The organism is Marivivens sp. ABH4_498 (genome assembly GCF_056160585.1).
In genome coordinates, this window is the sequence record NZ_JBSWXL010000004.1 from 180,030 (window position 1) to 197,315 (window position 17,286).

At 57.1% G+C, this 17,286-nt stretch carries 12 protein-coding genes; 6 read left to right on the forward strand and 6 right to left on the reverse strand.

Annotated elements, in window-relative coordinates:
* Nucleotides 1-8 precede the first annotated feature (8 nt).
* Complete coding sequence (locus tag ACXAGA_RS11110) at nucleotides 9-1,886, reverse strand: PhoX family protein (RefSeq protein ID WP_475117541.1); 1,878 nt, start codon at nucleotides 1,884-1,886, stop codon at nucleotides 9-11.
* Nucleotides 1,887-2,102: 216 nt separating this feature from the next.
* Between ACXAGA_RS11110 and serS the strand changes: the two genes are divergently transcribed.
* Together serS and ACXAGA_RS11120 are read left to right on the forward strand one after the other, a co-directional pair.
* Nucleotides 2,103-3,395, forward strand: coding sequence for a serine--tRNA ligase (serS, locus tag ACXAGA_RS11115; protein WP_475117542.1), 1,293 nt, complete (start codon nucleotides 2,103-2,105; stop codon nucleotides 3,393-3,395).
* Between the two features lie 120 nt (nucleotides 3,396-3,515).
* A complete protein-coding gene (locus ACXAGA_RS11120; RefSeq protein ID WP_475117543.1) occupies nucleotides 3,516-4,217 on the forward strand; it encodes a hypothetical protein in 702 nt (233 codons plus the stop codon).
* Here ACXAGA_RS11120 and der read toward each other — a convergent pair.
* Genes der through ACXAGA_RS11135 form a run of 3 tightly spaced genes read right to left on the reverse strand, consistent with a single transcriptional unit; the run spans nucleotide 4,195 to nucleotide 7,684 of the window.
* Nucleotides 4,195-5,667 carry a ribosome biogenesis GTPase Der gene (gene der / locus ACXAGA_RS11125; RefSeq protein ID WP_475117544.1) on the reverse strand — a complete coding sequence of 491 codons (1,473 nt, stop codon included), beginning with the start codon at nucleotides 5,665-5,667 and terminating at the stop codon, nucleotides 4,195-4,197. The genes ACXAGA_RS11120 and der overlap by 23 nt on opposite strands.
* A 48-nt stretch (nucleotides 5,668-5,715) precedes the next feature.
* Nucleotides 5,716-7,023 carry a PQQ-like beta-propeller repeat protein gene (locus ACXAGA_RS11130; RefSeq protein WP_475117545.1) on the reverse strand — a complete coding sequence of 436 codons (1,308 nt, stop codon included), beginning with the start codon at nucleotides 7,021-7,023 and terminating at the stop codon, nucleotides 5,716-5,718.
* A gap of 22 nt (nucleotides 7,024-7,045) precedes the next feature.
* Entirely contained in the window at nucleotides 7,046-7,684 is a 639-nt protein-coding gene (locus tag ACXAGA_RS11135; protein ID WP_475117546.1) for a hypothetical protein, read from the reverse strand.
* Nucleotides 7,685-7,914: 230 nt separating this feature from the next.
* On the opposite strand from ACXAGA_RS11135, the gene ACXAGA_RS11140 reads away from it, so the two are divergent.
* From ACXAGA_RS11140 to ACXAGA_RS11155, 4 genes are all read left to right on the forward strand, one after another.
* Nucleotides 7,915-9,141, forward strand: coding sequence for an efflux RND transporter periplasmic adaptor subunit (locus ACXAGA_RS11140; protein WP_475117547.1), 1,227 nt, complete (start codon nucleotides 7,915-7,917; stop codon nucleotides 9,139-9,141).
* A complete protein-coding gene (locus ACXAGA_RS11145; protein WP_475117548.1) occupies nucleotides 9,138-12,782 on the forward strand; it encodes an efflux RND transporter permease subunit in 3,645 nt (1,214 codons plus the stop codon). The genes ACXAGA_RS11140 and ACXAGA_RS11145 overlap by 4 nt, the downstream gene beginning before the upstream one ends.
* A 120-nt stretch (nucleotides 12,783-12,902) precedes the next feature.
* Nucleotides 12,903-13,613, forward strand: coding sequence for a cytochrome c biogenesis CcdA family protein (locus ACXAGA_RS11150; protein ID WP_475117549.1), 711 nt, complete (start codon nucleotides 12,903-12,905; stop codon nucleotides 13,611-13,613).
* Between the two features lie 15 nt (nucleotides 13,614-13,628).
* The gene (locus ACXAGA_RS11155) at nucleotides 13,629-14,033 is read left to right on the forward strand and encodes a thioredoxin family protein (protein ID WP_475117550.1); all 405 of its coding nucleotides are present in this window, start codon (nucleotides 13,629-13,631) and stop codon (nucleotides 14,031-14,033) included.
* Nucleotide 14,034: 1 nt separating this feature from the next.
* Here the strand turns inward: ACXAGA_RS11155 and ACXAGA_RS11160 are convergent, their stop codons facing one another.
* On the reverse strand, nucleotides 14,035-15,855 hold the full coding sequence (locus ACXAGA_RS11160; protein WP_475117551.1) for an ABCB family ABC transporter ATP-binding protein/permease: 1,821 nt from the start codon (nucleotides 15,853-15,855) through the stop codon (nucleotides 14,035-14,037).
* Nucleotides 15,856-15,915: 60 nt separating this feature from the next.
* Nucleotides 15,916-17,280: a LysM peptidoglycan-binding domain-containing protein gene (locus ACXAGA_RS11165; RefSeq protein WP_475117552.1), complete on the reverse strand. Its 1,365-nt coding sequence runs from the start codon at nucleotides 17,278-17,280 to the stop codon at nucleotides 15,916-15,918.
* Nucleotides 17,281-17,286: the final 6 nt, after the last annotated feature.

The window sequence follows — 17,286 nt, forward strand, 5'->3', positions numbered from 1 at the left end:
TTGCGGGCTTAGCCGATGGTTGCGCCGTCGTTGCGCCAAACGGCGACAACTGCGCTGCGTGGTTTGCCGGTGTTGTCAGGCCAGCTACCGCCTGGGTGCTGAACGCCGACAAAGGCAACCTTGCGATCCGCGGACCAGCACAGGCCAGTGACCTCGGCGCCGTTTGGCACGGTCATGAAACGTGCGATTTCGCCGGTCTCTGGGTTGCCAACCAGCATCTGGTTGTTGCCTTGGCCTTCGAATTCGCCTTCGTTACTGTCGTCACCATCGGTCTGGATCCACAGCATGCCTTCGCTGTCGAACGCCATACCGTCGGGCGAGTTGAACATGTTGCCCGCGTTCACGTTGTCCGACCCTGCATAGGCGTTGTCGTAAACGGTCGGGTTGCCCGCCATCACGTACAGATCCCATGTGAATTCGGTCGACCCGTGGTCTTCGTTCGCTGGGGTCCAGCGCACGATCTGGCCATAGTTGTTCGTCTCGCGCGGGTTTGGACCCACGGCTGGGGTGTCATCGCCGCCAGCGTTCGGTTTCACGCCGCGGTTTTTGTTGTTGGTCAGGGCGCAATATGCCTCGACCTTTAGCGGGTTACAGGCGACCCATTCAGGGCGGTCCATCGTGGTCGCGCCAACAGCAGACCCTGCCATACGCGAGAAAACCAGGATTTCTTCTGCCGACATGCCCGTGGTTTCCGGCGTCAGAGCCAGCCATTCGCCCGTCTGATCATCGTTGAATTTCGCGACATACAGTTGGCCGTCAGACAGCAGGCCTTCGGTCGAACCGCCGTCCGTGTAGGTGCCGTTGGACACGTATTTATAGATGAATTCACCGCGTTCATCGTCGCCCATATACACAACCACGCGGCCATCAGCGGCCTGAACCATTTCCGCGTTTTCGTGTTTGAAACGACCCAGCGCCGAATGTTTCACAGGGGTGGATGTTGGGTCTGCAGGATCGATTTCAGTGATCCAGCCGTGACGGTGCGGTTCGTTCGGCTCTGCCGTCAGATCGAAACGCGCATCGAATTTTTCGTAGGCATAACGGCCTTCGCCGCCGATGCCGTAACGGGCGTAACCCGCGCCGACAGGCTCAGCACCCGTTGCGCCGAAATAACCGTTAAAGTTTTCTTCGCAGGTCAGATATGTGCCCCACAAGGTTTTACCCGAACCACAGTTGTTCATGGTGCCAACTGGCGACATGCCCATTGGGTCTGCGTTGGTTTTGACCAGATCGGTGCCAGCCACAGGGCCGTCCATGGTCATCGGAGTTTCGTGGGTGATGCGGCGGTTATATGGGCTGTCTACGACGACTTCGTAGCCGTTGCCGTTGTCAGCAACTTCCATCACGGTCACGCCTTGCAGGTTCTTCAGCAGGGTCACTTCGTCTGCGGTGCGCGGGGTGCCTTCGGCGTCGGCAGGCAGGTTGATTTTCGGGTTCACGTATTCCGAATTCACCGCGATCAGCTGTTTGCCGTCTACCTCAAACAGCTCCATGCCGTCGGTGTTTTCGCCGAACACTTTGTCCGACATATCGACCGACACGCCGTTTTCTGCGTCATAGGCGCCGTTGGCTTCGGAAAATAGCGCGTCGCCCCAGCGGACCAGCGTTTTCCATTCGTAGCCTTCTGGCACGTGGATGTCGTGGTCGGTTGCGATGCCGATTGGCGCAAATTTGAATGCAGCCGCCTGCGCGTTTGCCGACGTTGCCGATCCCATGACCGACCCCATAACCGCAGCGCCCGAACCGAACGCCAGAACGCCGCCCAGAAAACCACGGCGCGAAATGGCGCGTTCGACTACAGCGTCGAATTCGTTTGCGTCAGGGCGCGGATCGCGCAGTTCGTCAAAATCGTCCCAAGACAGATCTACATCTTTAATATCGGTCATTTTCTGGCCTATTCATTGCAGCTGGAAATTTTGTGCACCCAGTGGTGCATGGCCGCGCTGATAAGCCGGATCCGTGACAATCCTGCGAACTCTAGGTAACGAAATTATTAAATGTGACGCCGAATATCACAGCGCGCCAATGCATTGCCTTGGCTCTTTAGTTTTGAAATTTCACATGCCATAAGCGCAGCGTCATAAAACAAAAGGACGACACCCATGCATGACATCCGATTCATCCGCGAAAACCCAGCCGCATTTGACGCAGCGCTGTCGCGTCGTGGAGCGTCCCCGATGTCGTCAGAGGTTCTGGCCCTGGACGAGGCGCGCCGCGCCCTGATCCACGCTGCGGAAACCGCGACCGCCGAACAGAACAAAGCGTCCAAAGAAGTCGGCGCCGCCAAAGGCCGCGGTGACGAAGACGAATTCCAACGTCTGCGCGCGCTGGTTGCCGAAAAAAAGGCTGAAATCGCCGCCATGAACGAAGAGGCCAAACAAAAGGACGTCGAACTGACGAACCTTTTGCTGACCATTCCGAACATGCTGTACGATGACGTCCCCGAAGGCGCATCCGAAGACGACAACGTTGAAATCGGCCAGTGGGGCACCCCGCGCACATTCGATTTCAAACCTGTCGAACATTTCGAACTGGCCTCTGTTCAGGGCGGCATGGATTTTGAGGCAGGCGCGAAACTGTCGGGCAGCCGTTTTGTCGTGCTGAAAGGCGGCGTTGCGCGTATCCACCGCGCGCTGGCGCAGTTCATGCTGGATTTCCATGTCGACAACCACGGCCTGACCGAGGCGATCACCCCCGTCATGGTCCTAGAGGACATGATGTACGGCACGGGCCAGCTGCCGAAATTCGGCGAAGACAGCTATCAAACGACCAACGGCTGGTGGCTAATCCCAACGGCAGAGGTCACGCTGACCAACCTTGTGAACGGCGACGTGATTGAAGAATCCGCGCTGCCGATGCGCTATGCCGCGCACACCCAATGTTTCCGTTCCGAAGCAGGTTCCGCAGGCCGCGACACATCGGGCATGCTGCGTCAGCACCAGTTCGAAAAGGTTGAAATGGTGTCGATCGTGCACCCCGACGATTCCGAGGCCGAACATGCCCGCATGACCCGTCAGGCCGAAGCGATCCTAGAGGCGCTGAACCTGCCATACCGCACGATGAAACTATGCGCAGGCGACATGGGCGCAGGCATGAAACGCACCCACGACCTAGAGGTATGGCTACCCGGTCAGGACAAATACCGCGAGATTTCGTCGGTTTCGACCGCTGGCGATTATCAGGCCCGCCGCATGAACGCACGTTTCAAACCAACCGAAGGCGGCAAACCACAGTTTGTGCATACGCTGAACGGGTCGGGTCTGGCTGTTGGCCGTACCCTGATCGCGGTGCTGGAAAACGGTCAGAACGCGGATGGGTCGGTCACCCTGCCCGATGCGCTGCACCCGTATCTGGGCGGCAAAACCATCCTGACGCTCGACGGCACGCTGGCCTAAGCCAACGATATATCGATGACAAAAGCGGGCGTTTTGCGTCCGCTTTTTTCGTTGCGGCACAGGACATTGGGAAAAATTGCGCTACCATCGGGTTAACTCAATATAACCCTTGGTTTTCCGATGTACCGTTTATTGCCTTATCTGACCGCCCTATTCACCGCGACCTTTGTTCTGGCCCCATTAGTCACCGCGCCGTTCACTGGATACGAGGCGGACCAGATCCCCGTATTCATGGATCAACCGCCCATCCAGCCCGCAGGCTATGCGTTCAGCATCTGGGGCCTGATTTACAGCTGGCTGGTGGTGTCGGCGATCTATGGCCTGATCAAACGCCGCTATGATGGCGCGTGGCAGAACACGCGCGGGCCATTGGCGCTGAGCCTCGCGTTAGGCACGTTGTGGCTGGCGATTGCGAACGCCACTGTGATCTGGGCGACCGTGATCATCGTGATCATGGCGGGCCTTGCAATCCTTGCCCTGCTGCGTAGCCCGTCCAAAGACCGCTGGTGGCTCAAGGTGCCTGTAGGCCTATATGCGGGTTGGCTGACGGCGGCGTCTTGCGTGTCGTTCGCCATCATGATCGCAGGCTATGGCATCCTGTCCTATCAGACCGCATCGATCCTGTTCCTTATCGTCGCCATGGGGGCGGCCATCGCCATCAAACTGATGCCGCCATCCGGTATCGCCTATGGCGCGGCGGTCATCTGGGCGCTTATCGGGGTCATCATACAAAACAGCACCGACAATCTGGTGATGTCGGTGCTGGCGGTGATTGGTATTCTGGCAATCGCCGCAGTGATTATTCGCCGCGATTTTGCTTAAGGTGTTTGTGCAAACGACCGGTCTGTTTTTTCTTCTTGTTCTTATACGGGTTCTTTTCACCCTGATCACGCAGGAACAAACGGATCGGCGTCCCCGGCATATCAAAGTCAGCCCGCAAGCCATTGATTAGATAGCGGTTATAGCTATCCGGCACTTTATCTGGGTGCGACGTCATTACCACGAACTGCGGCGGACGGGTTTTCACCTGCGTCATGTAGCGCATCTTGATCCGCTTGCCCTGCGGTGCGGGCGGCGGGTGCTGTTCCAGCATACCAACCAGCCAACGGTTCAGGGCCGATGTCGACACACGGCGGTTCCATACTTCGTAGGCTTTCATGATTGCGGCGTTCAGACGATCCAGACCTTTGCCCGTTTTCGCCGATACGGTGACCATAGGCGCGCCGCGCAACTGAGGCAGCAGACGTTCGAATTTTTCGCGCAGGTCTTTTAGCTTTTCCTGCTTTTCGTCCTCTAGGTCCCATTTGTTCACGGCAACCACAACGGCGCGGCCTTCGCGTTCGGCCAAATCGGCGATGCGCAAATCCTGCTGTTCAAACGGGATTTCCACGTCCAGCAAAATCACCAGAACCTCGGCGAATTTTGCAGCGCGCAGACCGTCAGATACCGACAGCTTTTCCAGCTTTTCCTGAACCTTGGCCTTTTTGCGCATACCGGCGGTATCAAAGATACGCATCGGCACGCCTTCCCATTCGGTTTTCACCGAAATCGCGTCACGCGTGATGCCAGCCTCTGGGCCGGTCAGCAGACGTTCTTCGCCAATGATTTTATTGATCAGCGTCGATTTACCCGCGTTCGGACGCCCCACAACCGCGATCTGAAGCGGTCTTGCAGTGGTCGGCATCGGGATGGGTGGTTCATCACCTTCTTCGAAATCGTCCCAGTCTTCGATGTCCACATCGACGTCTGGCATATCTTGGGCTGCGCGTTCGGCGAACTGTTCCGAAATCGGGATCAGCGTGTGATACAGTTCATCCAGACCTTCACCATGTTCAGCAGATAGGCGGATCGGTTCGCCCAAGCCAAGGCTATAGGCCTCTAGCACGCCGCCTTCGCCTGCGCGGCCTTCGGCCTTGTTCGCGGCCAGAATGACGTTGGCGTTTTTCTTGCGCAGGATATCGGCGAACACTTCGTCCGATGGCGTGATACCCGCGCGGGCATCGACCAAGAACAGACAAACATCGGCCATTTCTACCGCGCGTTCGGTCAGACGGCGCATACGCCCCTGCAACGAATTATCGGTCGCTTCTTCCAAACCGGCGGAATCGATAACGGTAAAGCGTAGGTCGCCCAAACGCGCGTCACCTTCGCGCAGATCGCGCGTCACGCCAGGCTGGTCATCTACCAAAGCCAGCTTTTTACCGACAAGGCGGTTAAACAACGTTGATTTGCCCACGTTCGGGCGACCAACGATCGCAAGTGTGAATGTCATGGCCAGAGCCCTTTCAGATCAAGATCGGGGCGATACACCAATTATTGATCAACGAAAAGCCAACAATTGCCCGTCTTTGTTCACAACGTATAAAACGCCGCCCGCAACAACAGGTGCCGAAGCAGCCCCGGACGGCAATTCGATTTGATTGACCAACGCGCCCGACACAGGGTCAAACAGACGCAGCGCGCCGTCCGATGATGCCACGACCACGTGACCACCCGCGACAACGGGGCCATAATGCGCAACAGCCGCGCGGGATTTGCCCATACGGCGTTCGATCAGGTCAGGCATCTGCACCGACCAAACCACATCACCCGACCGCGCATCCAGACGCACCAATTCGTTGACGTCGTTCACCGCAAAAACGGACCCGCCTACTGGATAGACAGTGTTTACCGCGCCTTCGCGTGCCGACCAACGGCGTGTCCCGTCCGCAATATTCAGCGCAACAATCATACCGGTGGAGTTGCCGTAGTACACCGTCGACCCATCAACCACAGGGCCTGCGGTGATACCGTCCAGCGCATTCAGGGCATACCCCAGACGTTCGCCTCCGACGCTATCGCTCCAGCGGGTTAGGCCACCGTTTTTGAATGCGCCGACCAATTGGCCGGATGAGAACGGAAAGATCGCGTATTCGCCCGTCACCGCAACACCGGGGCCGTACCCGTATTGAGCGGAAACAGGGTTGCTGTTTTTGGTGTAGCGGATTGTGCCATTTTCGGCATCGATCGCCCAAGCACGGTTATCTTGGCCGACGACATAGACAACACCGCCCTGATAGGTCGGCGCCGATGCGCCCGAAGCGCCCAGATCCTGACGCCAGATCACACCGCCGTTTGCAGGCGAAAGCGCGATCAATTCACCAAACGCAGTGGTCGCAAAGATCATGCCGCCACCATAGGCCAGTGCAGCGCCAGACAGTTCGCTTTGTTCGCCCGCTGGGATCAACGTCACCGACCATAGCGCAGCGCCATTCGTTGCCGTGGCTGCCAAATTCAGTGCGGAATCGACCGTATAAACCACGCCATCCGCAACAATCGGATCGGCCGTGATACGATTACGGCGGGTATCCCCCTGCCCGATGCTGGCCGCAAACGCCAACGTCGGTGCAGCCGACAACGCCAAATGCGGCATGTTGTGCGTAGCCGATCCGCCGCGATGCGTCCAATCGGTGTTCGCAACCTGTGCACCCAATGAAATCGGGGCCGCAACATTGGCAGTTTCCACCTGCTGGGTCGCCATTCCGTCACGGATATCCAGACGTTCGCCCGGCAAAATGACGTCACGTTGACCACATGCCGCCAACATAGCCAGAGCGCATCCGGTGCCCATAATCGTTTTGAATGTCACTGCCTGCACTCCGACCGTATTGTTATTCTGCGGCCTGACCGCCAAGCGCCACAATCAATTGTCCAACGCGATTGCGCAACCCCTGGCTGGCCGTCGCATCGGCGGAAATCGACTGAAGCGTTTCAATCGCAGCGTCCACATCACCCATCTGCGCCTGTGCAACCGCGATCTGTTCACGCGCCAACATGGCAAACGGCGCACCTGGCACCGCCATGGTTTCAAAACTAGCAATGCGCGTTTCGGGGGATTCGTCAGCCGATTGCAAAACCAGCGCCTTGAAACGGCCCAGTTCACGATAGATCGGGCGGGCATCTTCTAACCCTGCCAGCGCGGTATAGGCGGCAATCGCGGCGTCTGTGTCGCCATTTTCAGTGGCCGCTGCACCTGTCAGCATCAGTTCAACCACATCCTGCGGCAATTGCGCCAACGCTTCTTGGCGCTGTGCCCATTCGCTTTCGTTCAAGGCGTCAAAGATTGCATCGCCCTTGGACTCTGCTGCGGCGCGTTGTTGGGATGCACGGAATTCCACAAATGCAGTCGCGCCAACCAAACCGACAACAGCCAATCCAGCAATCCAACCATATTTACGGATGTATCCGAACAGCTGATCGCGGCGGACTTCTTCGTTCACCTCGTCGATGAAACTTTCGTTGTTGCTCATGTTTGTTCTCGATTTTGTCGTAATCTTTGCTTTGTCTTATCCAAAACATGAATAGAATGCCAAGGGAATTGGGCGTTGATTAACGCTAGGGGGGCCGCGGCATGCCGCATAATTTTAATCTGAACGAAGTAGTTTAACGTATATTCGCTTAAATCGGTGTGTCTTGCGCCGATAAAATAATAACAAACGCGCCGCATTTCAGCGTCACCGCGTCACGAAAGGCCAATCCAATGCGCATCATGCCGCTTGCAACCGCAATCATCGTTTCGGCTTTTTTATATTTCTTGGTGTTTGAACGTGACCGCCTGATGGCTGTGGCGGGCAGCGACGTGCCTATGGATGCCGCCCCAACCGACGAAATGACCGACACTGCGGTCGATGAAACGCTGATCAAGGTGGTCGTTCAACACAGCCAAGAAAGCGAAATCGAAAGCGCCGTGATCCTGCGTGGCCGCACCGAAGCCGCGCGCGCCGTTGTTGTGCGTGCTGAAACATCCGGCCAAATCTCTGGCGAACCGCTGCGCAAGGGCGCATTTGTGAACGCAGGCGATACGCTGTGCCAAATCGATGTCGGCACCCGCGAAGCATCCGTCGCCGAAGCCCGCGCCCGCCTGACCCAAGCCCAAGCAGGACAACCCCAAGCCGCCGCCGCGCTGGTTCAGGCCCAAGCCAGCCTACGCGAGGCAGATGTAAACCTGAACGCAGCCCGCGCCCTGCGCCAAGACGGCTATGCCACCGAAACCCGTCTGGTCAGCGCCGAGGCAGCCTATGAAGCCGCCCAAGCGGGATTGGAATCGGCCCGCGGCGGTCTATCCAGCGCCGAAGCGGCCATTACCAGCGCCGAAGCGGGTCTAGCGGCCGCCGAACGGGAACTGTCCCGCATCACCATCACAGCGCCATTTGCGGGCATTTTGGAAACGGACACTGCCGAACTGGGGTCATTTCTATCGATGGGCGGGGATTGTGCCACCGTCATCCAGCTGGACCCCATCAAATTGGTGGCCTTTGTGCCCGAATTGGATGTGAACAAAGTCACCGTTGGCGCCCCTGCCGCTGCGCGCCTTGCCTCGGGTGGCGAAGTCATGGGCCGCGTGACGTTCCTGTCCCGCGCGGCCGATGAAACCACCCGCACCTTCCGTACGGAAATCGAGGTCGCAAATGCGGATCTGGCCATTCGTGATGGACAAACCGCTGAAATTATTGTCGGAACGGATGGGCGCATGGCGCATCTGGTTCCGCAATCCGCGCTGACCCTGAACGACGATGGCGCATTGGGTTTGCGTCTGGTTGACGCCGATAACGTCGTTCAATTCGCCGCCGTGGATCTGCTGCGGGACACGATTGATGGCGTTTGGGTATCGGGCCTACCCGCCGAAGCCGACATTATCACCGTCGGCCAAGAATATGTTGTCGCAGGCGTCAAAGTCGCGCCCGTCTATGCGGAGGCATCCCAATGACCGGCATGATTGACTGGGCCGCAAATCGGGCCCGTATGGTCATTTCCTTTATCGTCCTGTCCATCGTGGCTGGGGCGATTGCCTATGTCAGCCTCCCGAAAGAGGGCGAGCCTGACATTGAAATCCCCGCGCTGTTCATTTCCGTCCCGTTCCCTGGCATCTCTGCTGCTGACTCGGAAAGTTTGCTGGTTGAACCCATGGAAACCGAATTGGCGGATCTGGACGGGCTGAAAACCATGATGTCGGTCGCGTCCGAAGGCTATGCAGGTGTGTCGCTGGAATTTGAATTCGGATGGGACAAAACAAAAATCATGGCCGATGCGCGCGACGCCATGAATTCCGCCCAAGGGTCATTTCCCGACGGCGCAGACCAATATTCGATCAACGAAATCAATTTCTCGGAATTTCCGATCATCATTGTGAACCTGACCGGTGACGTCCCAGAACGCACATTAATCAACGTTGCCAAAGACCTACAGGACGAACTGGAAGCAATTGATGCAGTTCTATCCGCCAATCTAACAGGCCAGCGCGACGAAATGGTCGAAGTTGAAATCGATCCCCTGCGGCTAGAAGCCTACAACGTGACCGCAGGCGAATTGATCAATGTGGTGGTCAACAACAACATGCTGATCGCCGCGGGCGAAGTTGAAACCGCCCAAGGGTCATTTTCCGTTAAAATCCCGTCATCGTTCGACGAAGTGCAGGATATTTACGACCTGCCCGTCAAAACCAACGGTGACCGCGTGATCACTTTGGGCGATTTGGCCACCATTCGCCTAACGTTCGAAGACCGCGAAAGCACAGCCCGTTTCAATGGCGTGAAAACCGTGGCTTTGCAGGTGGTTAAGGCACGCGGTTACAACCTGATCGATACCGCTGCTTTGGTCCGCGACACTGTTGACGCAAATGCCGCAAACTGGCCCGCTGAATTGCAGGTCGCCGTCAACGTCGGCACGTCGAATGACCAAAGCCGTACGGTCGCATCCATGGTATCGCAGCTAGAGGGATCGGTTCTGACCGCGATTGCTCTTGTCATGATTGTGGTGCTTGCGTCGCTGGGTACGCGGTCCGCGTTGCTGGTTGGCTTTTCCATTCCGACATCGTTTTTGTTGGCGTTTCTTATGCTTGGCATTATGGGCGTTACGATTTCAAACATCGTGATGTTCGGGCTGATCCTTGCGGTCGGGATGTTGGTCGATGGCGCGATTGTTGTCGTGGAATACGCGGACAAACGCATCGCCGAAGGTGCAGGCCCAATGCATGCCTATACCGAGGCCGCAAAGCGCATGTTCTGGCCCGTGATTTCATCCACCGCGACAACGCTTTGCGCGTTTTTGCCAATGTTGTTCTGGCCGGGTGTTCCGGGGCAATTCATGGGGATGCTGCCGGTCACGCTGATCTTCGTTTTATCGGCGTCGCTGGTTGTCGCGCTGATTTACATGCCCGTAATGGGCGGTGTGTTGGGCCGTACCAGCCGCAGTTTCAGCGTCGCATCCGATGTTTTGCGCGTCAAACTCCCATGGGCTTTGCGCGCGCTGTTGGTGATCCCAGCAGCTATGATCGCCTACACGGGCGCGATGTTGGCCCTGAACCCAGGGTATCTGTCCGGCAACGATGTGCAAACGGCGAATGCCATTGATGCGCTGCCGGGGTTTGCCGTGTTCCTGATTGGGGCGGTTGCGCTGTCGATCACGGTCGGCGCCGCAAAAATCATTCGCACCCCCAAATCGGTCAAAGCAGGGTATCAGCGATCCCCCTTTGGCTGGTTCATCTGGTTTGTCGCGGGCAACCCGATCATGCCTTTGGTGACCGTCGGAATGATCCTATTCTTCGTCGTATCAACCTTTAGCTATTTCGGCGCGAACAACAACGGCGTCGAATTTTTCACCGAAACCGAACCCGAACAAGCGATTGTCTATGTTCAGGCCCGCGGCAACCTAAGCCTAGAAGAAAAGGATCATCTGGTTGCACAGGCCGAAGCCATCGCGCTGACGACTCCGGGCATCCAAACGGTCTTTGCCTTTGCTGGCGAAGGCGGGTTGAATTCGAACACCGCCGGCGCTGAAAGCCCCCGCGACGCCATCGGGCAGCTACAGATCGAATTAATCCCATGGGATGATCGCGCGGCTTTTGCCCGTGCGAACGGGCTGTCGGTCGCGGACCTAGACGGCAATGTCGTGATGGCAAACCTGCAGACCCGCCTGAATTCCATCGCGGGCATTCGCACTGAAACCATGGAATTGGCGATGGGCCCTGCGGCGACGAAACCTGTCGCCCTGCGCGTCATCGGCGAAGATTGGGATCAGCTGCTGGCCGCGACTGCAGATGTCCGTGCCTATTTTGATGCGATGCCCGCCCTCACCGCAATCGAAGACAGCCGCCCCCTGCCCGGCATTGATTGGGAAATCAACGTAGACGTCGAAAAAGCGGGCCGTTACGGCGCCGATGTCGCAACTGTTGGCGCTATGGTGCAGCTGGTCACGCGCGGCATTTTGCTGGATACGATGCGCGTCGACAGTTCCGACGAAGAGGTCGAAATCCGTGTTCGACTGCCAGAACAGGACCGCGTTCTGTCGACGTTGGACAGCCTAAAGGTCCGCACGACCGCTGGTCTGGTCCCCCTGTCGAATTTCATCACGCGCACGCCCGTTCCCCAATTGGCGCAGATCGACCGGATTGACCAGAAACGGTATTTCAACGTCAAAGCGGGCGTTGCCGATGGGTTCATCAAACTCACCAACACCGACACCGACGAATTCATTATCGTCGCCGAAACCGACCTGACCGATGACCAATTGGCCGACATCGAAAACGGCACCCTAAAACGCGAAGTCGTGAACGGCAACGAACGCATCGCCGTGATCGAAGATTGGCTAAACACCCCCGGAAACCTGCCCGCTGGGATCAGTTTTGAATGGGGCGGCGACATGGCCGATCAAGAGGAAAGCGGCGCGTTTCTCGCTCAGGCGTTTTCTGCGGCTTTGATGCTGATGTTCATTATCCTGCTGGCGCAGTTCAACAGTTTCTACAATTCCGTTCTGGTGCTGCTGGCTGTCATTTTGTCCACTGCGGGCGTTCTGATTGGCATGCTGGTGATGGGTCAGGCATTTTCGATCATCATGACGGGCACTGGCATCGTCGCACTGGCGGGGATCGTGGTGAACAACAACATCGTTCTGATCGATACCTATCAGGAATACACAACCTACATGCCCCGCAAAGAGGCGATTATTCGCACCGCCGAGGACCGCATTCGCCCTGTGTTGTTGACCACGATCACAACCATGGCCGGCCTTGCGCCTATGATGTTCGGGCTAAGCCTAGATTTCATGAATGGTGGCTATTCGGTCGACAGCCCAACGGCATTGTGGTGGAAACAGCTGGCCACGGCCGTTGTGTTCGGACTGGGCATCGCCACGGTTCTGACGCTGGTATTTACCCCCGCCATGTTGGCGCTGCGCGTCTGGGCGGGCACTTATGCGCATTGGATTCAGAACCAATTGGGCGGCAGCCGCGCAGCGCAAGACCGCGCGCTGAAACGCGCCGCGAAACAGGTAAAATCGCCAGAAATCATATGGGTAGAGCCCGAAACTGCACCGATTGTCGACACATCCCCTGCGGTGCGTGCAGCCGAATAAAAAACAAAGGGGCCCATGCGGCCCCTTTTCCTATTCAAATGCTACAATTCCCGCTCTTTTTCGTGATTTCCCAGATTGTTTTTTGATGCCTAGTATCAAGCAAAGAGTTTGGGAGGACTCATGCTACAAATCGCGCTTGGCTATGTTGCGGGCCTACTGACCCTGCTGAACCCTTGTGTTCTGCCGTTGTTGCCGATCATTGGTGCATCGGCGATGCAAGACAGCCGCCGCGCCCCCGTTTATCTGGCGGCAGGTCTGGCGCTATCGACCGCGTTGGTCGGTTTTATATTGGCCGTTGCGGGCCGCCGATTGGGGATCAATGAAACCCAAATCGCAAATGTCGGTGCCATTTTCCTAATCGTATTCGGTGTTTTGATCCTGATACCCGCACGATTTTCGCCATTTAAAATGCTGTCTGGCGTTGCTGGGAATGCCAACGAATTGGCCATGTGCCTGTCGGGATCGCCCACGGCAAATTTCGCAGCGGGTGGCGCATTAGGCATCACATGGAGCCCCTGCATTGGCCCGACCATGGGCGCGGCTGTCGCTCTGGCCTCAACGGGCGATGCGTATCTGGTGCCAGCCGCGATTATGCTGGCCTATGGTCTGGGCATCGGCACCGTGTTCCTTGCCCTGTCTTACGGCGGCCAAGAAGTGATCCGCCGCCGCAAAACCACACTACAACGTAATGCAACCACAGCGCTGCGGGTGTTTGGCATCATTTCGATCCTTGTCGGTCTGATGATCCTGACCCAAGCGCATAAATACGCCGAAATATGGCTGATCGGGATAATGCCGGACTGGCTTCTCTCGCTTTCGGTCAAACTTTAAACGAAAGGAAATCCAATGTTCACACGACGTGCCCTATTCGCCGCAGCATTGGCGATGACCGCCCTGCCTGCCTTTGCCCAAAATATCGAACGCCCGTGGGTGTCGACCGATGACGTTCAAGCCATGCTAGACGCAGGCGACACCGTTTTCGTGGATTTCAAGGCAACATGGTGCGGCACCTGCAAAGTGCAGGAACGCCAGATTGACGCGATCCTGACCGAAGATCCGTCCCTGATGGAACAAATCAAATTCGTGAACGTCGATTGGGATGACTATGGCGATAATGAATTTACCAAATCCATCAACATCCCGCGCCGTTCCACGCTGGTTCTGTTTGACGGACGGACCGAGGTTGGCCGTCTGGTCGCGATTACAGACCGCGACCAGATCTTTGATCTGATCGATATGGGCCTAGAATAATCTAGGCTGCGTTATCTTCGGCGGCCTGCTGGGCCCATAGACGTGCATAGCGCCCGTTTTGGTCTAGCAGGTGGTCGTGGCGGCCTTCTTCGACGATCTGGCCTTTTTCCAGAACGACAATGCGGTCCGCATCGGCAATGGTGGACAGACGGTGCGCAATCGTGATCACTGTGCGCCCCTGCCCCATAGCCGCCAACTGCGCCTGAATGTTCCGTTCTGTTTCCGTATCCAAAGCCGAGGTCGCTTCGTCCAAGAGCAGGATCGGCGGATTTTTCAAAATGGTGCGTGCAATCCCGACCCGCTGCTTTTCACCGCCCGACAGTTTTAAACCGCGTTCGCCGACTTGGGTGTCATAGCCATCCGGCAAAGACGTCACAAAATCATGGATACGGGCGGCTTTGGCGGCGGCGATCACGTCGTCGCGGGTCGCATCGGGGCGACCATAGGCAATGTTGTAACCAATCGTGTCATTGAACAGCACCGTGTCCTGCGGCACCACGCCGATGGATTTGTGCAAACTGTCTTGGGTCACATCGCGCACATCTTGGCCATCAATAGACACAGACCCGCCCGTCACATCATAGAACCGAAACAACAATCGACCGATGGTGGATTTGCCCGATCCCGACGATCCGACAATCGCGACCGTCTGACCGGCCGGAACATCCAGTGTGACGCCTTTCAGGATTTCACGTTCACTGTCATACCCAAAGCGAACGTTGTCGAACCGCACCGCGCCACCTTGCACTTTTAGAACATTTGCGCCCGATTTATCGGATACTTCTGATGGTTGTTCTAACAAATTGAACATTTCGGCCATATCGATCATCGCCTGACGAATTTCGCGATAGACCGAGCCCAAGAAATTCAACGGCATGGTGATCTGGATCATATAGGCGTTCACCATAACAAAATCGCCCACGGTCAACGTCCCGTTTTCAACGCCAATAGCGGCCATGACCATCACGGCAATCAGACCGCTGGTTATAATCAGGCTTTGCCCGAAATTCAGGAATGCCAACGAATAGGACGTCTTCAAAGCCGCTTTTTCGTATTGCTCCATTGCGCTGTCGTAACGCGACGCTTCCCATTTTTCGGCACCGAAATATTTCACGGTTTCGAAATTCAGCAGGCTGTCGACGGCCTTTTGGTTGGCGTCGGTATCCTGTTCATTCATTTTCTTGCGGATGCGCACGCGCCATTCGGTGACTTTGAACGTGAACTGCACATAGATCGCAATGGTGATCACCACGACGGCCAAATACCAAACGTCCAGTGCGAAATACAAAATGACCGCGATCATCAGCAGTTCCAGAACCAACGGGCCGATGCTGAACAGCAAGAACCGCAACAGGAAATCCACGCCTTTGACACCGCGTTCGATGATGCGGCTTAGTCCGCCGGTTTTGCGCGTGATGTGATACCGCATCGACAGTTGGTGGATGTGCGTGAACGTTTCAATCGCCAATTGGCGCAACGCACGCTGGCCAACGGGCGCGAACACCGCATCGCGCAGCTGTTGAAATCCGACATTCATCAGGCGGGCCATGCCATAGGCAACCGTTAGCCCGATCGCCCCAATCGCCAGCATTTCAGCGGCATCGGCTGTGCCGCTCATGATGTCGACAATCCGTTTATAGATCAGCGGCACCCCCGCCGACGCCAGTTTCGACAGCACCAGAACAGACAGCGCGATCACAACGCGGCGTTTCACCCATGCCTTGTCAGCGGGCCAGAGATACGGAAACACTTTTTGAAGGACATTCATGCCTTCGATTTTGTCGCCATTCAGGTTGGCGTCAGATTTTGGTAGCGGGCGCATTCAGGTTCTTTCTTGGATATCCATCAGAACCTAGGCGTCGCCCGCCCCAATGACCAGAGATCAGCCGTCAATTTCCGGCAAAACAAACACCTGACCCGGATAAATCAGGTCTGGATCGCGAATATCGTCGCGGTTGGCATCAAAGACGTAAACGTACAGGAACCCGTCGCCATAGGTTTCACGTGCAATCGCCCACAGCGTGTTGCCCGGCTGGACGGTCCGCGACGTGATCCGAGTGTCCTCGTTTACCTCTGCTTCGATGCTTTCGGCGACGATTTGCGGTTCTTCGCGTTTGAACGGCGTCTCAATGCGGCTGCGCACGGTGCCGTCTTCGGCGATTTCATCAACGCGCAGGGTATAGACACCCGTTTCGATATTCGGCAGCGTGATCGACCAATCCCCTGTCGGGGCGATGGGAGTCGATTTGATCGGGCTGTTGTCCAGATAGATTTGCACCGATCCGGGGAATGTCGCCCGCCCAGCCAAGGCGACATCGCCCGAAGGATCATAGGAAATCGTGTCCAACGACACGACCGACATCACCTCGGGCGCAGTTTCGGCGGGTTGGATGACCCGAATGCCGTCTTCGTTCGCCATCAGGATCTGAGGCTGCTGCGGTTCCACGCTTTGTTCCGCGATGTCGACCGTTGGTGCGGGGTCTGTTTCCGCCTGAACGGGTGTGTCGGTTTCCTCTGGCGCGGGGGTGACGATGTCGATGAGGGCCTCGGCGGTTTCGACGGCGACCTCGGCTGTGTTATCGGTGATCTGGGCGGCCAAATCAGTGGTCTGTTCCGGCTGAGTGAGTTCACGCACATCCGTTTCAGCGACCTCGGGCTGTTCGGCGGTGGCCGGTTCTGTTGTCGGCTCTGGGGCCATTTCCGTGGGCTGTTCGGTGGGCTGTTCGTCAACAGGCGCCTGCGCAACCTCGACACCGTCAGCGCTTGGCATGACCGTTGGGGAAACGATCACCGTTTCTGCCGCGCTGACCGCATCCCCATCGGGAGCGCCAAGCAAAGTCAGGATCCGCGTTTCAGCGGCAGCAGGCAACGTAAAGAACGCCGCGAACGCGCCATCAGGTCCGGCGATCACCGTTTCGATCACCTGTCCATCCAGCAAAATCGCAACATCGCCGCCGCCTTCAAACCGTCCCGCAATCACCGCGGTGCCATCGGGTTCAATCCGCACCGTATCGAATTTGGGCGCTGGCCGCTGGACGTCGTCCGCGTCGGCTGTCACGGGATCAGGTTCTGCCTGAACAATCGCAGTGTCGTCCGTCTGCTGAACAGCGGCAACCTCGGCAACCTCGGCTACTGTTTCTTCGGTGGGCGCTGGTGGATTGGCGATCAAAACGCCCAACACGGCCATGCCAGCCACACCTGCACCAACGACAACAGCGGTCGCATTCATTCCTAGTAATTTCGCCACGGTGTC